Below are 19,068 nucleotides of genomic sequence, written 5' to 3'. Positions count from 1 at the left end.
GTACATCCTTGTATGGTTTGTTCATTCCATTATGAAAGTAGTTGGATCTACCATGTCATAAACACATTTTCCATAAACCCTCACTGTTGTTTCAGCTTGTACATATAATGTGCTGAAAGGGGGGAACAAAATGTTAGATCGTTTTATTCTTTTATTACTGGCAGGTATCCTGGCAGGATTTGCACTATTGGGGGTAACTCTGTTTAGTGGTTTACCGGCAACGATTACTGGTATTTTAGCAGTGGTCACTCCGATTACCAGTACAATTGCAGTGATCGCTATTGTGATTTTTGCACTATGCATCATCTTTAAGGTTGTACAGGCAAAACTTCACAGAAAATGTTAATCGAAAAGAGACCCGGGTTGATCCGGGTCTCTTTTTGATTGGGACATGTTCCCCTTCTCAGCTAGATAAGTAATCTTAATAACCCGTACCCCGCCCTGTACTGAAATGCTTTCTTAACGAGAATCTGGCATTGGAGTGGATATCATGTAAAGGAATGCAGCGGGGATCTGTCCTCATCACTCACATACCAATATCTGCCGTACAAATCTCCCCTTGCTCACTTCACAGCGGTCTACAATCTGGAATCCTGCTTTTTTAACGTTTGCATCGGCATCTTCCAATGTCACGATCACGACCTTCGTTGCAAATCGTCTCGCACTGCGAAGCATTTCAAGCTGCTCATCATCCGTAATCACTGAACAAAGATTGTAGGGAAGGTCAATCACGGCCACATCATAGCTACCCTTGACGTCGTTAATATCCTTTAAAGAGACTGCCCCTTCGAAACCAAAATGAGCGATATTCTCCTTTACTCCATCCAGGATCAAAGGATTGCGGTCACTACCGACAATATCGATTCCCATGGACAACGCCTCGACAAGGACTGTCCCAATTCCGCAACAAGGATCAATCATCTTGATCCCATCCGGATTTGGGGACGCTATGTTTACGACCGCTCTTGCTACACGAGTGCTAAGTGCAGTCGAATAGCTGTGCGGCTTCTTCACATGGTGTAACCAAACGGCTTCATTTTTCATATATTTTCCGAATACCCAACGATCGTTCGTCTGTATGACCCCGAACCAAATGTCCGGATCGACCAACTCAGCTTCCCCTTTCAGATGCAAGCCCACTTCCTTCTCAATCCTACGCAGCTTCTTAAAGCCCACTCTTTCGGAATCTGGATTTTGTACATATACTACTTTGAATCCATCCAGTGCTTCTAATTTTTCTATTTCTTCTAGTAAATCTTCAAAACTTTTTCCCTCGCATATCATGTCAAGCCGTTCTCTAATAAAAGGACTTCTACTAGGATCTATTTTCACTGAACTTTCCAGAATACCAGATTCAGAGTTTTTTCCAAATAACGCTCTTCTTTCCAATGCGCATAAGGATCCTTCGTTCGCTTCCCATGAATACGTATATAAATAGTTTTTCGCTTCTATAGTGATCATCTCCGTGTGATGTTAAAAATGTTGTGTTGCATTAGAACATTGTAACATACGGAGAGGGTTCTTACCCGATAAGGTCCGTCCCTCAACGCTTTAACGTGGTGAGGGACGGACCTTCATTAAAAAAGCCCATCCATAATTGAATGGGCCGTTACTAAAAATGATCCTTTATCAAATTTTCATTTCCCAACGTTCCTGCTGGGTTTCCTTCAGCTGCTTCTCCGTTTCTTCCGGATAAACCGTACGGAATTTATGGTTTTCGGCGGGGATGATTTCAATCATCTTTTGAATCATGTCTTCCGGATCGAACTGGTCTTTTAACCCTTCCTGCTGTTTTAGCATATCTTCTTTACGGGTAAAGTTCTTTTCATCATCGAACCATTTCCAGATTTCCTCTGCGCTTCTTTTATTGAAGCCGGTCTCGAACGCACCCGGGTTGATGGTTGCAACCTTCACTCCGAACTCTTCAAGCTCCGATTTCAAGGTTTGAGCAATTCCTTCAATGGCGTGCTTCGTTGCTGTGTAAGGACCCACATATGGTGTCGCTGATATCCCTGCCATGGAACTCATGAACACGATCTTTCCGCTTCCTTTTTTCACAAGATTCCTTGCGGCCAGTTGAACGGTTTCAAGGGTTGCGAAGACGTTCACTTCAAATAGTGCACGGAAACGGTCCATAGGAACTTCTCCGAGTGGTCCGCCTTCATTGATCGCTGCGTTTGCTACAAATACGTCGAAATCATATTTGGTAATCTGTTCCCGATCTCTGGAGTTTGTAATATCGAGCTTGAATACTTCTATATCCAGATTTTGCTCTTCCGCTTCCCTCATAAGATCGGTTTTCTGGGAAGTAAGCTCTGTCGTCGCAATCACACGGTGGCCCTTTTTTGCAAGACCGAGTGATGCTTCTCTTGCCAGACCACTTCCTGCTCCTGTAATGAAAATTGTTTTAGCCATTCTGTATTCCTCCTATTAAAAACGTGTCTTCCTTCTTTCTTCCCTTTAACAAAATGTGTAAAACTTTTTATATAAAAAAGAGGCCAGCCCCCGGCTCACTAACGCATTAGTTTACCAGGGGGCTGGCCCCACAACATTATTTATTTTCCATAGTGGAAATATATTCTTTCACCACTTCATAGACATATTCCTGATTCGATGATGCGGTTTCCGGGTTGTATGCTCCACCGTTTGTCTTGTTATTGGACAGTACACGGATTCCCAGGAACGCTACATCATATGCACCGGCAATCTGTGCTGCTGCGGCACCTTCCATCTCCTCTACAGAAGTACCGTATTTCTCATGGAACCATTGGATGCGGTCCACTTCATTATTCCACACGTCGGCAGATCCGATTGTGCCCTCGACGATCTTACCATCAGTGTATGTATCCTTCACTGCTTTGGCAGCTTCAAGTAAGTCCTTGTCTCCATCGTAATAACGGATCTTTTCAGCATTTGGGTCTTCACCTGCACTGCCTTCAGAAGCCATTAAGTCCATCGGCTTCCAGACGGTTGGATCAATTCCTTCGTTATCAGCTTTGTCAGCAGTTTTCAATGAACCCAGGTTCACGGTTCTTTCTCCTAATACGATATCAAATACATGTAGTTCAGGGTCATGTCCACCTGATGTTCCTTGGTTGATGATGGCGATTGGATCGTATTTCTCAATGGCTACCGCAGTAGCTGCTGCCGTGTTTTCCATCCCTTTACCGGTTTTGGCAACGATGACAGGATAATCATCAAGCGTTCCTATATAAAAAACAAATGATCCCGATTTTTCTTCTTTCACATTTTCTAATTTCCCTGCAAACTTTTCAGCTTCAATCGGCATTGGACCTTGAATCATAATGGGCCTCTCTGCCTTTTCTTCCTTAGCTGCAGTCTGTGAAGTGGAACTGCATCCAGTAAATAAGGACAATGCGAGTAAGGATAATGATGCGAATAAAGCCAGTTTCTTTTTCATTAAATCTCTCCTTTTTCGTTTTTTCCTGATGTTGATATCTCGTTGTTTTGACCAAAAGAAAAAGATCCAGAACATGTAGAGTGGTTTCTACTTTCCAGACCTTCGAAGTCAAAGTATAGGTGGTGAACAGGGATGTGCATCACAAAGTGGCTACGTCAAAAAAGGCGTAAAACCGAATACTTCAACTCGTAGTCTAGTTCTTATAATGGGAACCAGGTAGAAACACTCAGACCATATTACCGAGGATATACGAGTAACGATATGTAAAATCAGTACTGTGCTACTATACCAGACCCAAATTAATTATTCAACCGAAATACGAATATTATTTTTATCAATATGTTAATTGTTCGTGTTTCAGTAGATGCACATTAGTCACGATTAAAAGGGATCTTCATGCAGAAAAGCCTTACATTTGATATATCAATCAAGATTAATATAATGAAAGGAAGCTACAAAATAAACAACGGGGTGAAAATCATGAAAATCGGACTTATCGGATTAGGAGATATCGCCAAGAAAGCCTACCTGCCAGTTCTCTCTGAAAAAGAAGGAGTCGAGCTGGTGCTTTGCACGAGGAATGCTGAAACCCTGAATGCTCTGGCAAACAAATATCGGATCCAGGAAAAGGTACAGACTGTAGAAGAACTGATAGCAACCAATATAGACGCAGCATTTGTGAGTACGGCTACCGAAGCACACTTTGAAATAACGGAAAAACTACTCGAGAATGGCATCAACGTTTACATAGATAAGCCGATTTCCTTGAACTTTCACGAAACCGAAAGAATCGTCCAGCTTGCAAAAGAGAGTGGCAAAATCGCTATGGTTGGTTTCAACAGGCGTTTCATACCAAAAGTGAAAGAGCTTAAAGAACACGGAAAACCGAGCTTCCTTCTTATGCAAAAAAACAGATACGCTTTACCTGATTACGCCAGAAGGTTCGTCGTAGAAGATTTCATCCATGTTGTAGATACTCTGCGATTCTTAATGGATACAGAGGTTCAGGATGTAAGGGTTCAGCATCTAAAAAAAGAAGACAAGCTTCATCATTTAGTCATCCAGTTGATCGGTGACGGCTGTACCGCTGTGGGCATCATGAACCGTGATGGCGGTGTGACGGAAGAAATCATCGAGTACTCTGCAGGACATCATAAATATGTCGTCGACAGTCTCGTGGAAACGACTCACTATCATAATAAAGAAGTCAGCTCTTCTTCATTTGGTGATTGGGAGCCTACTTTGTATAAGCGTGGGTTTTATGATTTAGTGGATCATTTCATAGCTTGTGTGCAAAATGGTACAACGCCTGACCCATCGATTGAGGATTCACTCGTAACCCATGAAATTTGTGAGAGGATTGTCGGGATGATTGAGTAGGGCATGGGACTAGGGACAGGTTCCTTGTCCCATTCATGAAAAGGGTGTCGGGACAAGGAACCTGTCCCCACGTCCCTCTTTAATAAAAACCAATAACACTTTATCCAGAAAGAAAAAGATAGTAGCGTTTCAATATGTTAGCACTCTATGCATTGAGAGACGGATCTGGCTATAGAGTTTACTTGCCGATTCCACTAGTATAAAAGACTCACAAGAGATGTAATATACCTACTTCTTATTTTCAGATAATTGTTACTATTGAGTGATATACGTCTCTTGATCACTCTTGTATACTTTAATCGAAACGTTTCACCAAATTGAAAGGAAGTGTCAAATTTGAAGAAATATTTTTCTTTGCTGTTAGCTTTATTGCTAATCGTCAGCGCCACAACCCCTGCTGCGGCTTCTGCAGAGCACACAACCAAAGGAAAAGAGATCGCTTTGTCCAAACAATTGAAAGCGATTTCAAAAAATACCTATCGATACTTCGAGGATTTTACAGATAAGAAAACCGGGCTCACTTATGATGCCGTACGAATGGATAATGGGGAGATCAATGCCCAGAAATTCACGTCACCAACGAACATCGCCATGTATATGATGAGTACGATTTCAGCTGAGGAAGTCGGCCTGATCTCACGTGAAGATGCCGTGACAAACATCGAAAAGACGTTGAATTCATTAAAAGCTATGGAAAAATGGAACGGATTATTTTACAACTGGTACTATACAGAAGATGCAACGCTCATGACAGATTGGGGGCAATTCATTTCAACTGTTGATAATGGATGGCTATCTGCAGGACTCGTTGTAGTGGGACAAGCGTATCCGGAACTCTATGAAGAGACCCACGCATTAGTAGAGGACATGGATTATTCCACTCTTTACACACCGGAAGTAGGACAAATGCGGGGCGGATATGATGTAGCAACCGAGAGCTATACTTCTCATCATTATGGTGCCTTCTATACTGAACCACGCGTAGCAAGCTACATCGCCATCGGGAAAGAGGACGTACCGGAAGAACATTGGTGGAGAATGTTCCGCACCATGCCTGAAAGCTGGGATTGGCAGGCTCAAATTCCTGAAGGATATACAGAAACATATGACGGCGTAGATGTCTTCGAAGGACATTACAGCTACAAGGGCACTAAATATGTACCAAGCTGGGGAGGAAGCATGTTTGAAGCATTGATGCCACAGCTTGTACTGAAGGAGAAAGAACTCGGGAAGAACGCACTTGGCTTGAACAATAAGCGTCATGTAGACATCCAGATTCAATATGCTAAAGAGCAAGGGTATGCAGCCTGGGGCATGTCACCAGCAGCCACACCGGATAACTATTCAGAATTTGCCGCTACTCCATTAGGCATGGACGGCTATAAGTCAGATGGCACTGTCACTCCACACGCCACTTTCCTTGCACTTGAATACGCACCGATGGAAGCGTTCAAAAACATCCAAGCGTTGAAACGTTTCGATATGTACGGGAAATACGGCTTCCTTGATTCAGTCAATGTGGAAACAGGTGAAGTGACACAAGCCTACCTCGCCTTAGATCAAGGTATGACAATGGTCTCAATCGTCAATTATTTAAAAGATGGAGTCATCAGAGATTACTTCCATCAAGATCAAATCGGGAAATCACCTGAGGACCTGCTGATAAAAGAGACGTTCTCTATTAAATAATGTAGCGAAGATAATGTAAAAGCCCAAGTGGATGTATTACTTGGGCTTTTTGTATTTTAAGTGTTACTGCCTACCTCCATCTCTTCGCCAACGCCTCAATTTGACCCGGATCCGTCCGGCAGCAACCACCAATGATACGGGCACCTGCCTCGTACCAAACTACTGATTGCTCATCAAACGCCGAGCACCCTTCCTCCCCATGCCACGTTTTGGTCTCAGCATTGTAAGACTCACCTGAGTTCGGGTACACGATGAGTGGTTTGTCAGTGTTTCTGCTTAATACGCTTATCGCCTTCTTGGCCGCAGGAATTGGTGCACAATTCACACCAATTGCAGCGATTTGTTCATCGTCATTGAACACACACGCGCACTCTTCAATCCCCGTTCCATCACTTATCGTCTCTCCATCCTTTAATGAAAAAGACAGCCAGGCGCAGGTATCTGGAAATTCTTTCAGAAGTGAAGCCAGTACCTTTGCTTCCTGCAAGGACGGGATGGTTTCGAATGCCAACAAATCAGCACCCGCCTCCACTAATGCCTGGATTCTTGGAAAATGGAAATCTGCTAAATGTTGATCACTTACTCCATAGTTCCCAACGTATTCAGAGCCGTCAGCAAGGTATGCCCCGTAAGGTCCTACAGAACCTGCAACGATTGGTTTCGGCCGATTCGCATTGCCCTTCTCTTCCTTCCAGAATTCATCCCGGGCCTGTTTGGCAAGAGTAACCGTTCTCTTGATTAATTCCAGCGCTTCAGGTTTCTCTATTCCTCGCTTTTTAAAACCATCCACCGTTGCCTGGTAGCTGGCTGTAATCGCACAATCGGCTCCTGCACGGAAATAATCAGCATGAACCTTCTCAATCGCTTCCGGTTTTTCAAGAAGTATACGGGCAGACCAAAGGGAATCGTTTAAATCAAAGCCATGGGATTCCAGCTCTGTGGCTAATGCTCCATCTAAAATCAGTGGGGAATGTTTTTGTAAAATACTATCAATGGGATTTAGCTTCAGTTGATTCGACATAACCTTTTCCTCTTTTCTTTACGTATTGTGTTAGATAATAGCTTCCATAGCAAAGGACGATAAACGGGATTCCGCAATAAAGGGCTATCCTCTGAGTGGGATCAAAGGCAATGCCGATACAAGAAGCTAGACAAAGCAGAAATGACGCAATGGGAACGAGTGGGTAGAGCGGCGTCCGATAAGCCAGATCTTTCACATCGTTTCCTTCCTTTATATACTGTCTTCGAAATAGAAATTGGGCAGCACTAATGCTCATCCACACGATCACTACCGCAAGGCCTGAGACCGAAACCAATACGATGTAGACCGTTCCCGGTGCAATGATGCTTGAAAGCAAGGCCAGTCCCCCTCCCAGCATGCTGCATACAATCGCATTGAGAGGGACTCCCCTATCAGTCAATTTGGCAAAGATCGGTGAGATGGTTTGCTTATCTGCCAGCGACCATAGCATTCTGGAAGAAGCATACAAACCTGAGTTTGCGGCTGATAAAATGGCCGTTATAATAACAAAATTCATGATATCGGCGGCATATGGGATTCCAATCCGTCCTAGCACCGCTACGAAAGGACTTTCCAATATACCGGCTGACTGGCTCGGCAATAAAGCAGATAATACGACAATCGTCCCTACATAAAAGATGATCAATCTCACAAGCGTGGTGCGGATAGCTTTAGGAATCGATTTTGATGGATTCTCCGTTTCTCCCGCCGCAACCCCGATCAATTCTGTTCCTGAAAAGGCAAAGTTCACGGCAAGCATGGTCATCAAGATGGCAAATGCCCCATTCGGAAACAACCCTGAACTTGTGATATTCGAGAAAAACGGAGCGGGCTCTGATTGACCGAGAGGGATGAACCCGACAATCGCCCCTGCCCCGATCACAATAAACGCAACAATCGAAATCACTTTTACTAAAGAAAACCAAAATTCAGATTCAGCAAAAAACCGCACTGACAATGCATTAAGTCCAAAAATCAACGCAGCAAAGACCGCGCTCCATATCCATACACTAATCGAAGGAAACCAGCGCTGCATCATCAAGCCAGCCGCCGTAAACTCCGACCCCAATGCCACTGTCCATGTCAGCCAATATAACCAGCCCACCGTGTAACCGGTGCCTGGACCAATGAACTTTGCAGCATAACTATGAAAGGATCCCGTCTCCGGCATATGGACAGAAAGCTCGCCTAAGCAAAGCATCACAAGATAAACAACCAGCGCCCCAATCAAATAAGCAAGGATCGTCCCAAACGGTCCAGCCTGATGAATCGTATAACCCGAACTCAAGAATAGCCCGGTTCCGATCACCCCTCCAAGAGACAGCATCACCAAATGCCGTGTCTTCATCTTCCTTTTAAAACTCTGACCTGCGTGTTCCATAAAAAAACACCCTTCCTCCTGAATATATTGTGGAATAAGTGGACAAACAAAAAACGCACCCTGAACGAGTGCGTCACCGACAAATAAAAGATTGCTCCTATCTATCAGGTTTGAATCACCCGCTGGAATTAGCACAGTATCTTCACAGACCTGTTGCTGAGGCTTCAAAGGGCCAGTCCCTCCACCTCTCTGGATAAGAAAATATGTAGATTTTTTAAAACTTTATCAATATATTGGAATAATGTCAAGAACATGAAACAGATGAGCAGCCCAGCCTATCCGAATGTTACTTCGGAAAGAAAAAAGGGAACAACTATACTAAAAAAGGAGAAACTGCCATGCAAGAAGGTCCGGAAATCAGAAGAGCTGCAGATGGAGTAGAGCGCGCTCTTAAAAATAAAAACGTACAAGATGTGTACTTTGCCTTCCCTCATTTAGAAGAGTACGAAGACCTTTTAAAAGGATCGATCGTGACCAGAGTGGATACGAAAGGAAAAGCCATGCTTATCCGCTTTGACAATGGCTACACCATTTATTCACACAATCAACTCTATGGAAAGTGGTACATCAGGAACCTTTACAATTATCCGAAGACAAACCGCCAGCTCAGATTGGCTCTACATAATGAGAAAAAGTCGGCACTTCTTTACAGTGCATCTGATATTGAAGTCCTACGTGATGAAGAGGTACCTGAGCATCCTTTCGTTGCAAAAGTGGGACCCGATATTTTGAGTGAAGAAGTAACAGCGGACGAGTTGCTCCAAAGAATGAAAGACAAACGATTCTACAAAAGAAAGTGGTCGATTTTTTTATTAGATCAAGGGTTTGTAGCAGGAATCGGGAATTATTTGAGATCTGAGATCATGTTTGCAGCAGGCATCCACCCTTCTCTCCGTCCGATTGACTGTACGAAAGATCAATTGATGAAAACATCAGAGGCAATCATTCATTTAATGATGCAATCCTATAAGACTGGGGGAATTACAAACGATCTTGAACTTGTTGATAAGTTAAAAGCTCAAGGAGAGAAGCGCTCAAAATATCGACATTGGGTATTCAATCGGGAAGGAGCATCATGCTTTATTTGTGGGAGTGAAATTGAGAAGACGGTCGCAGCTTCGAGGCGGTTGTATTTTTGTCCGGTATGTCAGGTTGGGAGATAGGTTCCCTGCACCCCCTCGCCTCCCATGAACAAAGATAACTGTGTTACAGTAAAAAGCTCATCTCATCAGATCTGACAAAATGAGCTCTTCTATTCTACATTCCGTATTTCTCCCGATAATAATCATGCTTCGGCTGAAACAACTCTTCATCGGATTGTCTGACGTCGGAGAAATGATCTACATTATAATGACCATACAAAGCCTTGTTATGGTGCTGGATGATTTGTTCAGCCTTCAACACGGATGAATCCTTCGTTGAGTGACCATCCGATACCAGGGTTACATCCAATCCATTAACCGTTGCATACCGAACAGCGGTGTCGATACAATATTCTGTTTGGCAGCCCATGATGACGACATGTTCAACCTTATTGTCTTTTAAAAAGCTTAATAAAGGCGTACCATAAAACGAATTTGTCGCTAATTTATCATACACAACAGCGTTGTCCGGAACATGGATGTCCCTGTGAACCTGGAATCCGTCACCTTCCCCGCCTCCGACATCCTTATCCCGTATAAAGACGGGATGAGCACCCGCTTCGGCTGCCATTTGGATGACCCGATTGATGGTTTCAATCAGCCTCTCTTTTTGGAATACAGCTTGTTCCCCTTCATTTCCTTCAATTAATTCCTGCTGGGCATCAATCACGAGCAATGCTTGGTTCAATAGAAAAACTCCTTTATCTCCATTTTCTCCTCAACTATCTTTGAATAGTTTCGACTTATCAATGAGAAAGTCCTCTTACACACAAAAAAAACAGGAAACCTTTTGGGCTTCCTGTTACAGGTTCATTCTTCATGTACCGCAATACGTTCGGTAAGGACGAACAGATGGTTCCGGGAGTTTGGTGTACTCGCACTGTTCTGTCGTGTACTGGTAAGGATTCTTAAGGACCTCAAGCAAACGCTCCATTACGCTGTAATCATTGCTTTTCACAGCAGCTTCCAACGCTTCCTCCACACGATGATTCCGGGGAATCACCGACGGATTGCTTTTTCGCATTAACTGATGAGTTGCTTCTTTCGATTCTTTTTGCCTGTTTAGTCTTTCTTCCCAGCGTTCTTTCCATTGAATAAATTCAGTATTTTTAAACAGATCGATTTCTTCCTCATTTGTTAATGAACGGAATGTATTCGTATAGTCGGCACGATTCTCTTTCATTAATCCCAGAAGATCTTTTGCAAGGGATTCGTCCCCTTCTTCTTTGTTGAAAATACCGAGTTTCCCTCTCATTCCGTCGAGCCAGCGAGCTTCATACAGCTTAGGGAATTCCAGCACAGCATCTTGAGCAAGTTTCAGCGACTCTTCTTGTTCATCATGAAGAATCGGCAACAAACTTTCGGCAAATCGGGCAAGGTTCCAACCGGCAATTTGAGGCTGATTGCCATAGGCATAACGTCCCCCGGTATCAATGGAGCTGAATACTGTTGCCGGGTCATACGTATCCATAAAAGCGCATGGTCCATAATCAATGGTCTCTCCGCTGATCGTCATGTTATCTGTGTTCATCACACCATGAATGAACCCGGCCATTTGCCACTTGGCAATAAGTGCAGCCTGGCGCTTGATGACTTCTTTTAACAGGTAAAGATAACGGTTCGGTGCATTCATACCTTCCGGGTAATGACGCTCAACTGCATAATCAGCCAGTGCGCGGAGATCATCTACCGTTCCAAATTTAGAAGCAAACTGAAAAGTACCGACACGAAGATGACTAGCCGCTACGCGGATCAGGATCGCACCCTGCTGTTCCGTTTCCCGATAAATCGGTTCACCCGTAGTCACCACCGCCAAGCTCCGGGTAGTCGGAACCCCAAGTCCGTGCATGGCTTCACTGATGATATGCTCCCTGAGCATCGGTCCAAGTCCCGCGCGACCGTCCCCACCTCGGGAATAAGGGGTTCTCCCTCCCCCTTTGAGCTGGATATCAAAACGCTCACCTGATGGGGTGATCTGTTCACCGATCAGGACTGCACGACCGTCTCCCAGCATAGTAAAATGGCCAAACTGATGCCCGGCATAGCTTTGAGCAAGGGGTTCGGCACCTTCCGGAATTCGGTTCCCGGCAAATACCTCTACCTCTTCTCCAAGTTTCCCCGCGTCCAGCCCCAGCGACTCAGCCACTCGTTCATTCAGTACGATCAGCTTTGGAGCTTGAACAGGAGTCGGATCCTGTCTAGTAAAAAAAGAACTTGGAAGTGTGGTATAGCTGTTCTCGAGATTCCAACCTGCTTGATTTCCCATTATCGTCATCTCCTTCTTTTCATAAATAAAACAAAAAACCATAGACCGTCTATGATTTTTGTGTAGTTCCCTTTTATGTCACCATCATTATAACGTTCTTCTCGGCTAATGTCCTATATGGCACCTGCGTATGTATCACTACTGATAGGATTTTCATTGGCATGAATTCCTATACCAAGAATAACATCCAGCAAATTAACATTATTGTAAAAATTAAAATTATTTTGAAATTTTTGTAATGCAAAGATATAATACTTCTAAAAGACTTTGGGGGTGTTTTTACTGAGAAAGTTCAATGTCATCGGTCTTCCCATTCAATTCTTGCTCACATGCATCGGATTATTCCTTTTCAGCGGTGCCGGTTCTCTGCTTGCGTATGATACGGAATTGGTCATCATGCTGGGGAAATATCTTCAAACCTTGCAGGAGATGGGACGTGAAATGCTCCGACCAGGCTCCATTATCATCAAAATCGGGGATCCAATGGACTTCAAAAGCTACCCGATTTATCCGTTGTTTTTTCAGCTGTTCGGTTACTCGTTCTCGCTCTTGCTCCTGGCCTTTTTTCTTGCTGCCGTCACGTCTTCCCTTGTTAGCTACTTGTTTATGTTTCTGCCTAAGAAAATTTATCAGATCTGCTTCCGTTTGCTGGATTCACTGGATTCCCTCCCGGATGTTCTGATTATCGTATTTATCCAACTTTTCATTGTCTGGTTTTTCAAAAAGACGGATATTTTGCTGTTTGACATCTACACCCTTGGGGATGAAAAAATCTATCTGCTCCCGATCATTTGTCTTGCGATCATGCCAATTGCTTTTTTAACGAAGCATTTCTTATTCCAGCTTCGGGAAGAAGAGGAAAAACCATATGTCGAATATTCCTATTCGAAGGGTTTCTCAAAAGCCTATACAGTATGGGTTCACCTATTCCGAAATGTGTGGATTCACTTTTATTATCACATCAAACCGATTTTTCTGCTTATGCTTTCAAACCTGTTGATCATTGAGATACTTTTTAATATCAACGGATTTATGAATGTGCTCCTCGATGTTTCCATCAATACGCCAAGTGCCTTTTTCATCGGGATGCTGATGATTTATATACCATTCTTCATTGTGTTTACATTAGGTGCTATTTTACTGAAAAAATGGCTGTCTGGAGAGGAGGTCAGTTCATGAGGATTCTTAAATCATTCCGGTTCTGGCTGCCCGTTGGTTTTCTCTTTGTCATGCTTTCAGCGAGCTTCATCATACCGGCCATATATCCAGAACTGCTCGAACCTGGGCCGCCGTATTTAAAGGATGATTCTGGACGAATAATCGCGGATCCTCCATATACAATGGAGGAAATGCCCCCTTTGGGCAGTGATAAACTCGGACGGAATTTATTCTATTTGCTCCTTGCCGGTGCGAAATATACGCTGTTATCGGCAATGGTCATTGCACTGCTCCGCATGGTCGGCGGGTTCACGTTCGGTATTGTGTATGCTTTTCTTCCTGATTGGGCGAAACAGATGATCAAAGGGATCGGGGATACATTTAACTTCATCCCACTTGCAATCATTGCCTTTGTTCTTCTCACCCCACTCCAGCTTGCCTTCGAGTCAGGGGCGATGTATTCGTTTCAATTTCTGATCATTGAAATAGTGGTGATTGCGATCATCGTGATTCCTTCACTCGGGATGTATATCGGGGAAGAAATGAAGGAGTATCTAAAAAATGATTTCGTTACCGTATCCAAACAAATCGGAGCAAGCAGATTCTATATCATCAAGCGCCATTTACGGCCCCAGTTCAGCCGCCATGCCCTTGTCATGTTTTCCGAGCAAATCTCCCAGACCCTGTACCTCCTCATTCAACTTGGAGTTCTCCATATCTGTTTGGGTGGTCTGAAAACGGAGGAGTTCGGGATCATGGAGCACATACCGGAATACTTTTCCTATACAAATGAGTGGGCGGCCACGATGAGTATCAACATTCAAATGGTCTTTCTGCATACGTGGCTGGTGCTGACACCACTTGCTTTTTTTGCCGTTTCAATCTTTTGCATCAATGAGATAAGCAGGTTTTTAAAAAAGGTTCTTCTTGAGGATACGCTTCCTGTCGGGAAAGGCGAGACTCCTTCCAACAAGAGGGGACCTTCTTCTCGACTGGAAGATCCCTTTACGTTCACAAACCGCTCAAAGGAGGAATTCCATTGAGGAATAGGCTGAAGTATATTCTGGCGGTCAGTCTGTTTTTACTGACAGGATGCCGGGTTGAAATGGCAACCGAACTTTCTCAAAAGCAGGATGCGCCTTCCGGAGTCAGGGTTGATATAACCGGAACGGTCCTGCTTCAAGGAAAAGAACTCATTGTAGAAGGCCAATCCAACCTTCCAGAGGATAGCACCATGTCTGCCGGGCTAAAGGATTATGGTGAGTTCGAATCCTACGCAAGGGTCATCAACTGGCAGGGAGAAGAAAGTGAGGAATACGTCACGGAAAGTACCGGGGTGGTGGACGAAGACGGGAATTTCCAGATCAAGGTGCAACGGGTCAATCCGGAATCGCGCTACAAGCTGGAGGTCATCTTTAACCCCGCCATCCAAAAATCCAAGGTTCAGGAAATCTATGGGCTCCGGGGGGAGGACATCGCCCCGAACATCGGCTACTTCGATTTCGAGTACAACGAAAACCCCATCTCCGGGATGATCAAAGTAGCCCCGATCGTGAGCATCTCTGACCCAAACGGTGATGCCGCTAAATGGAACCTGACGAACATTCCGAAAAAATCCAGGCCAGTGAAATGAGGGACGGACCTCTATTCTGCAATTGAATTTTGCCTTGTGAGGCAGAGGAGAGGTCCGTCCCTCTTAATCATAAACAAAAAAATACCTGCCCCCAATCAGGGTCAGGTATTTCCTTTCATGCGAGAAGAATCTCTCCGTGTACTCATGAATTCAGTGTCAGTGTTGCTACACATTCCACGTGCACCGTTTGAGGGAATAAGTCAACAGGTTGCACAGCATCCAGGGTGTATCCGAATGGTTCAAGCTCCTTAATATCCGTTGCGAACGTATCAGGGTTACAGGAAACATACACGATGCGTTCCGGTTTGGCGCGTCCGATTCGTCTCATGACTTTTCCGCCTGCACCAGATCGTGGCGGGTCAAGCATTAATAATTCCGGATGTCCAAAGCTCTCCAGCATTTGGTCAATTCCTTTACGAGCATCCTTCGCCAGGAATGTCGTGTTCGAGATGCCATTATCTTCAGCATTACGTTTCGCAGATTCAATCGAACTTTCAACGATTTCAATGCCGGCAAGCTCTCCTACCCTACTGGCAAATGGTAGAGAAAATGTTCCCACTCCACAGAAAAGGTCGATCATTTTTTCTGATTTCTTCGGCTGTCCCATTTCGATCGCTAAGTCAACAAGCTTTTGAGCTTGTGTCGGATTCGTCTGGAAGAACGTATCGAACCAAAGACGGAAACGGTATCCATCCATTTCATCATAAATAAAGTCACGACCGGACAGGAGATGGATTTCCTCCGCCTGTGTACGGTCTGCCCATGCTGTGTTCTCAAGCCATAGCAAGCTTTTCACATGCGGGAACTTCTCGCCGACACGCTTTACAAGATCGTCCACCGCTGTTTGATGAGCGCCGGGTGCCTCTGTGGCAAAAAGCGCAAGCATTAGCTCGCCCGTTACAAAGGATTGTCTCACCATTAAGTGACGCAGTAAGCCTTCATGCTTATCTTTATCATATCCTTTTAATCCGTGGTCCTTCACCCAATCAGCGACTTCCATCGTCGCTTCCACCATTTCAACACTTGCAATCAAACAGGTTTCAAGCGAAATAATCTTTCTGAAATTCCCCTGCTCATGCAATCCAAGGGCACCTTCAGGAGAAAACGTAAATTCCATCTTATTGCGGTAACGCCAAGGATTATCCATCCCCATGGTGTCTCTCACTAAATTCGGGTCAAAGCCTTGGACTTCCAAAGCATGTTTCACATGATCCGTCTTCTGTTTTAACTGACCCTCGTATTCCCAATGCTGCCACACACATCCGCCACACCGCTCAAAATGCGGACATGGAGCTTCCGTTCTTTCAGGATGGGCTTCAAGGACTTCATCCGGCATGGCCTTCCTTCTTCTGCGATCAGGCTGATCAACCGTTACACGAACCTTCTCTCCCGGAAGCGTCTGCGGAATCGTAAGCCTTAACTTCTTCGGATTTCCAAGCTCATTCTCCCGCCAAATAACAGCCTGTCCCGACCCTTTTTGATCTAACTCTTCTATAGTAGCAACCATTGTTTCTGGTTTGATATTCGTCAATTCCTGAGTCCTCCTTCAAAATGCTCTCTAACTCTATACTTTATTAAAAAAGCAGGATGAATGCAACAGGGACATGGGGACAGGCACCTTGTCCCATGCAATGCAATTCACTTCCTTGAGTTCAGTAGTTTGTGGATATGGGGACAAGGGACCTGTCCCTCCGTCCCTTACAAGGATAAAAAAAGTGCCCAACCCCCAAACGGAGTCAGGCACCTCTTAAATTTATTATTTCGCTTCCAATCGACTGATCCGATCATCCAGATCAGGGTGAGTCGAGAAGATGGCTGATTTTCGTCTTCCGTTGATTTTTAATGTGGAGATGGCTGTGTCATCATCACCCTTCATACGACTTGAGTATGCTTTTAACATTTGCAGAGCGTGGACCATTTTATCCTTACCGGCAAGGTCAGCTCCTCCACGGTCAGCGTGATACTCACGGTGACGGGAATAAGCGAAGACAACTAAACTTCCCAAGATCGAGAATACGATTTGGAATAGAATCACAGCAACAAAATGAACGATTGGTGCCATTTCTTCTCTTACAAATCGTGACGCAATCCATGCAGCGATTCTTGCCAGAAAAACGACAAAGGTGTTGACCACACCTTGAAGCAACGTCATGGTCACCATATCTCCGTTGGCCACGTGGGCCACCTCATGAGCGATGACGCCTTCAACTGCATCATCATCCATTTCGCGAAGCAATCCAGTCGAAACGGCAACCAATGAGCGTTTCTTCGAAGGACCCGTCGCAAAGGCATTTACTTCAGGAGAGTTGTAAATTCCTACCTCTGGCATATGCACTAAACCAGCCGCTCTTGATAAACGGTGGACTTTTTCAACAACAATCTGTTCCTCAGAAGACAATGCTCCATTCGGATCTAATACACGGACGCCCATCATTTTCTTTGCCATCCAACGAGACATGGCCAGTGAAATGAACGACCCGGAAAAACCAATAATCGCACTAAAAACCAGTAACGCTCCGAAATCAATTCCGCCTGAAGCATTAATGTAGTTACCTGCTCCAGTTAGTGAAAAAATAATACTAATCGTCAGTAGTACTAGAACGTTCGTTAAAAGGAAATAAAATATTCGCTTCCCCATCTTGTCTCCTCACTCTCATTTCAAGTTCATTTGAACCTGTATCTGAAATCATTATATATTTTTTTTAGGTAAAATACAAGAATAATTCTCTCTCACCAGGTGAATTGACGAGACCCAAGGGAACCAGTAGTATTAAAGAAGATAATTGGAAAAAGACAGGGTGTTCATGATGAAAACGTTTAACCTGACACGTAAAAATATGGCCGACTTGCTATTATCCCTAAACGGGACAACCTACCGTACCCCGCTCATGGTACTACAAGATGCGTGGAACATTAGTCATAATGATGAAAAATCAGTCGAGTCCTTCATCTCAAGCGATATGCCTCCTATCGTTCAAAAAATCATCAAACCGACTAAACGTGAAATCGGCTTCTCTCTAAATGAAATCGTCTCTCTTGGAAATCAAATCGAATTCACCAACTTCCCCCAAAGTACCGTCCAAAACTGGGTGAAGCGTGATGTGAAAGAGCTGATTGGATCTCCGCAATTCGGAAAGAAATATACCATCGAACAAGCTGCCATGCTATTCATCGTTGAAGATCTAAAAGCAACGCTAGATTTTGAATCCATTCGAAAGGTTTTAACCCTTGTGTTCAACAACATAGAAGACCGTACAGATGACATTGTAAACCCCACCGATTTATACGCTGCCTACTCTTCCGTCTTTGATAAAATTCATCATCGTTCGTTGCCAACAATGAAAGGTTCCGCTACTGGTTCAGTCAATGAGTTGATCGATCAATTTATTAAGGAAGAATGTAAGCGGCTGTTCCCTTCATTTGAAGGGGTTAAAGAAGAGAACCTCAACATTGTCCTGAATGTGTTGATCGTTTCTGTGTTTACTGTACAGTCGGCTTTTTACCAGGCTGCCACGAAGAAGTATGTGAAGGCTGCCTTAACTTTGCAGGGAATCAATTAACAAGTGCCTGACCATCTCTGGGGTCAGGCATTTTTTGATTTTTTTATTATCCTTCAGGCATTCCGAACAATAGAGTGCCGGTTAATTTTCAATACTTTCCGCATCAGATCAAGTGATGATAATAACCCTTCTCCTCCTTCCTCCATAATCAAATGGGATAAAAACACTCCATGAATTTGTCGATTCCACTTCTAAACAACCATTCTTAAAAAAGTTTCAATAATGGGTTGAAAAAACACATGACTTAATCCCTATAAAGAAACACCAATTCCTTCTGGTTATAATGAAAATTTTCATAAATAACGCATTAATTCAACATTCATTTTTTCAGCATCCTAATATTTTACTTTTACAGAAAATTCGACTTATTCAGTTAATAATAAGATTTTGTTACGATTAATCTGCAAGATTCATTAC

17 protein-coding genes and 2 riboswitches are annotated in these 19,068 nt (G+C 43.9%); of the genes, 8 read left to right on the top strand and 9 right to left on the bottom strand.

From position 1 onward, the window contains the following. The first annotated feature begins 130 nt into the window (after positions 1-130). Positions 131-346 (top strand): hypothetical protein, encoded by a 216-nt coding sequence (locus AAEM60_RS05710; RefSeq protein ID WP_299746006.1) that lies wholly within the window; start codon positions 131-133, stop codon positions 344-346. Between the two features lie 176 nt (positions 347-522). Here AAEM60_RS05710 and AAEM60_RS05705 read toward each other — a convergent pair whose 3' ends face one another. The 3 genes from AAEM60_RS05705 to AAEM60_RS05695 all read right to left on the bottom strand — a co-directional run bounded on the left by AAEM60_RS05705 (position 523) and on the right by AAEM60_RS05695 (position 3,421). Further along, a complete protein-coding gene (locus AAEM60_RS05705; protein ID WP_299746004.1) occupies positions 523-1,461 on the bottom strand; it encodes an RsmD family RNA methyltransferase in 939 nt (312 codons plus the stop codon). Positions 1,462-1,629: 168 nt separating this feature from the next. Further along, positions 1,630-2,415, bottom strand: a complete 786-nt coding sequence (locus AAEM60_RS05700; protein ID WP_341357646.1) for an SDR family oxidoreductase — start codon at positions 2,413-2,415, stop codon at positions 1,630-1,632. 136 nt (positions 2,416-2,551) lie between these two features. Further along, positions 2,552-3,421 (bottom strand): 5'-methylthioadenosine/S-adenosylhomocysteine nucleosidase, encoded by an 870-nt coding sequence (locus tag AAEM60_RS05695; protein ID WP_341357645.1) that lies wholly within the window; start codon positions 3,419-3,421, stop codon positions 2,552-2,554. A gap of 169 nt (positions 3,422-3,590) precedes the next feature. Next, positions 3,591-3,694, bottom strand: a riboswitch (purine riboswitch). Positions 3,695-3,901: 207 nt separating this feature from the next. Between AAEM60_RS05695 and AAEM60_RS05690 the strand changes: the two genes are divergently transcribed. Both AAEM60_RS05690 and AAEM60_RS05685 read left to right on the top strand, forming a co-directional pair. Further along, positions 3,902-4,801: a Gfo/Idh/MocA family oxidoreductase gene (locus AAEM60_RS05690; RefSeq protein WP_299745999.1), complete on the top strand. Its 900-nt coding sequence runs from the start codon at positions 3,902-3,904 to the stop codon at positions 4,799-4,801. A gap of 327 nt (positions 4,802-5,128) precedes the next feature. Continuing rightward, positions 5,129-6,490 carry a glucoamylase family protein gene (locus tag AAEM60_RS05685; protein ID WP_341357644.1) on the top strand — a complete coding sequence of 454 codons (1,362 nt, stop codon included), beginning with the start codon at positions 5,129-5,131 and terminating at the stop codon, positions 6,488-6,490. A gap of 70 nt (positions 6,491-6,560) precedes the next feature. Here AAEM60_RS05685 and mmuM read toward each other — a convergent pair whose 3' ends face one another. Both mmuM and mmuP read right to left on the bottom strand, forming a co-directional pair. Next, complete coding sequence (gene mmuM, locus AAEM60_RS05680) at positions 6,561-7,511, bottom strand: homocysteine S-methyltransferase (protein ID WP_299745995.1); 951 nt, start codon at positions 7,509-7,511, stop codon at positions 6,561-6,563. Next, positions 7,480-8,892, bottom strand: coding sequence for an S-methylmethionine permease (mmuP, locus tag AAEM60_RS05675; protein ID WP_341357643.1), 1,413 nt, complete (start codon positions 8,890-8,892; stop codon positions 7,480-7,482). The genes mmuM and mmuP overlap by 32 nt, the downstream gene beginning before the upstream one ends. Positions 8,893-8,986: 94 nt before the next feature. Then, positions 8,987-9,092: riboswitch (SAM riboswitch) on the bottom strand. A 138-nt stretch (positions 9,093-9,230) separates the two neighbouring features. Between mmuP and nei the strand changes: the two genes are divergently transcribed. Next, positions 9,231-10,055, top strand: a complete 825-nt coding sequence (gene nei, locus AAEM60_RS05670) for an endonuclease VIII (RefSeq protein ID WP_341357642.1) — start codon at positions 9,231-9,233, stop codon at positions 10,053-10,055. Positions 10,056-10,149: 94 nt separating this feature from the next. On the opposite strand, the gene AAEM60_RS05665 is transcribed toward nei, so the two are convergent. Both AAEM60_RS05665 and AAEM60_RS05660 read right to left on the bottom strand, forming a co-directional pair. Next, positions 10,150-10,722, bottom strand: coding sequence for an isochorismatase family protein (locus tag AAEM60_RS05665; RefSeq protein WP_299745989.1), 573 nt, complete (start codon positions 10,720-10,722; stop codon positions 10,150-10,152). Between the two features lie 129 nt (positions 10,723-10,851). Continuing rightward, positions 10,852-12,309, bottom strand: a complete 1,458-nt coding sequence (locus AAEM60_RS05660) for a YdiU family protein (protein ID WP_299745987.1) — start codon at positions 12,307-12,309, stop codon at positions 10,852-10,854. 264 nt (positions 12,310-12,573) lie between these two features. Here AAEM60_RS05660 and AAEM60_RS05655 point away from each other — a divergent pair, with 264 nt between their 5' ends. Genes AAEM60_RS05655 through AAEM60_RS05645 form a run of 3 tightly spaced genes read left to right on the top strand, consistent with a single transcriptional unit; the run spans position 12,574 to position 15,091 of the window. Then, positions 12,574-13,479: an ABC transporter permease subunit gene (locus tag AAEM60_RS05655; protein ID WP_299745985.1), complete on the top strand. Its 906-nt coding sequence runs from the start codon at positions 12,574-12,576 to the stop codon at positions 13,477-13,479. Continuing rightward, positions 13,476-14,501 (top strand): ABC transporter permease subunit, encoded by a 1,026-nt coding sequence (locus tag AAEM60_RS05650; RefSeq protein ID WP_341357641.1) that lies wholly within the window; start codon positions 13,476-13,478, stop codon positions 14,499-14,501. The genes AAEM60_RS05655 and AAEM60_RS05650 overlap by 4 nt, the downstream gene beginning before the upstream one ends. After that, positions 14,498-15,091 carry a hypothetical protein gene (locus AAEM60_RS05645; protein WP_299745981.1) on the top strand — a complete coding sequence of 198 codons (594 nt, stop codon included), beginning with the start codon at positions 14,498-14,500 and terminating at the stop codon, positions 15,089-15,091. Before AAEM60_RS05650 ends, AAEM60_RS05645 begins: the two co-directional genes overlap by 4 nt. 142 nt (positions 15,092-15,233) lie before the next feature. Here AAEM60_RS05645 and rlmD read toward each other — a convergent pair whose 3' ends face one another. Both rlmD and htpX read right to left on the bottom strand, forming a co-directional pair. Beyond that, positions 15,234-16,622, bottom strand: a complete 1,389-nt coding sequence (gene rlmD / locus AAEM60_RS05640; protein WP_341357640.1) for a 23S rRNA (uracil(1939)-C(5))-methyltransferase RlmD — start codon at positions 16,620-16,622, stop codon at positions 15,234-15,236. A gap of 225 nt (positions 16,623-16,847) precedes the next feature. Then, positions 16,848-17,729, bottom strand: coding sequence for a protease HtpX (htpX, locus tag AAEM60_RS05635; RefSeq protein ID WP_299745977.1), 882 nt, complete (start codon positions 17,727-17,729; stop codon positions 16,848-16,850). Positions 17,730-17,895: 166 nt separating this feature from the next. On the opposite strand from htpX, the gene AAEM60_RS05630 reads away from it, so the two are divergent. Continuing rightward, a complete protein-coding gene (locus AAEM60_RS05630; protein ID WP_299745975.1) occupies positions 17,896-18,651 on the top strand; it encodes a DUF1836 domain-containing protein in 756 nt (251 codons plus the stop codon). The last annotated feature ends 417 nt before the right edge of the window (positions 18,652-19,068 follow it).

This window comes from Rossellomorea sp. y25 (genome assembly GCF_038049935.1).
Classification (GTDB): domain Bacteria; phylum Bacillota; class Bacilli; order Bacillales; family Bacillaceae_B; genus Rossellomorea.
The sequence above is the reverse complement of the archived record's forward strand: the minus strand, read 5'-3'. Positions and strand labels throughout refer to the sequence as shown.

Bases quoted from the DNA above. Each gene is read 5' to 3' on its own strand.
- AAEM60_RS05710 (WP_299746006.1), top strand. From the start codon at position 131: ATGTTAGATCGTTTTATTCTTTTATTACTGGCAGGTATCCTGGCAGGA.
- nei (WP_341357642.1), top strand. From the start codon at position 9,231: ATGCAAGAAGGTCCGGAAATCAGAAGAGCTGCAGATGGAGTAGAGCGC.
- mmuM (WP_299745995.1), bottom strand. From the start codon at position 7,511: ATGTCGAATCAACTGAAGCTAAATCCCATTGATAGTATTTTACAAAAA.
- mmuP (WP_341357643.1), bottom strand. From the start codon at position 8,892: ATGGAACACGCAGGTCAGAGTTTTAAAAGGAAGATGAAGACACGGCAT.
- AAEM60_RS05630 (WP_299745975.1), top strand. From the start codon at position 17,896: ATGATGAAAACGTTTAACCTGACACGTAAAAATATGGCCGACTTGCTA.
- AAEM60_RS05690 (WP_299745999.1), top strand. From the start codon at position 3,902: ATGAAAATCGGACTTATCGGATTAGGAGATATCGCCAAGAAAGCCTAC.
- htpX (WP_299745977.1), bottom strand. From the start codon at position 17,729: ATGGGGAAGCGAATATTTTATTTCCTTTTAACGAACGTTCTAGTACTA.
- AAEM60_RS05660 (WP_299745987.1), bottom strand. From the start codon at position 12,309: ATGACGATAATGGGAAATCAAGCAGGTTGGAATCTCGAGAACAGCTAT.
- AAEM60_RS05700 (WP_341357646.1), bottom strand. From the start codon at position 2,415: ATGGCTAAAACAATTTTCATTACAGGAGCAGGAAGTGGTCTGGCAAGA.
- AAEM60_RS05705 (WP_299746004.1), bottom strand. From the start codon at position 1,461: ATGATCACTATAGAAGCGAAAAACTATTTATATACGTATTCATGGGAA.
- AAEM60_RS05650 (WP_341357641.1), top strand. From the start codon at position 13,476: ATGAGGATTCTTAAATCATTCCGGTTCTGGCTGCCCGTTGGTTTTCTC.
- AAEM60_RS05695 (WP_341357645.1), bottom strand. From the start codon at position 3,421: ATGAAAAAGAAACTGGCTTTATTCGCATCATTATCCTTACTCGCATTG.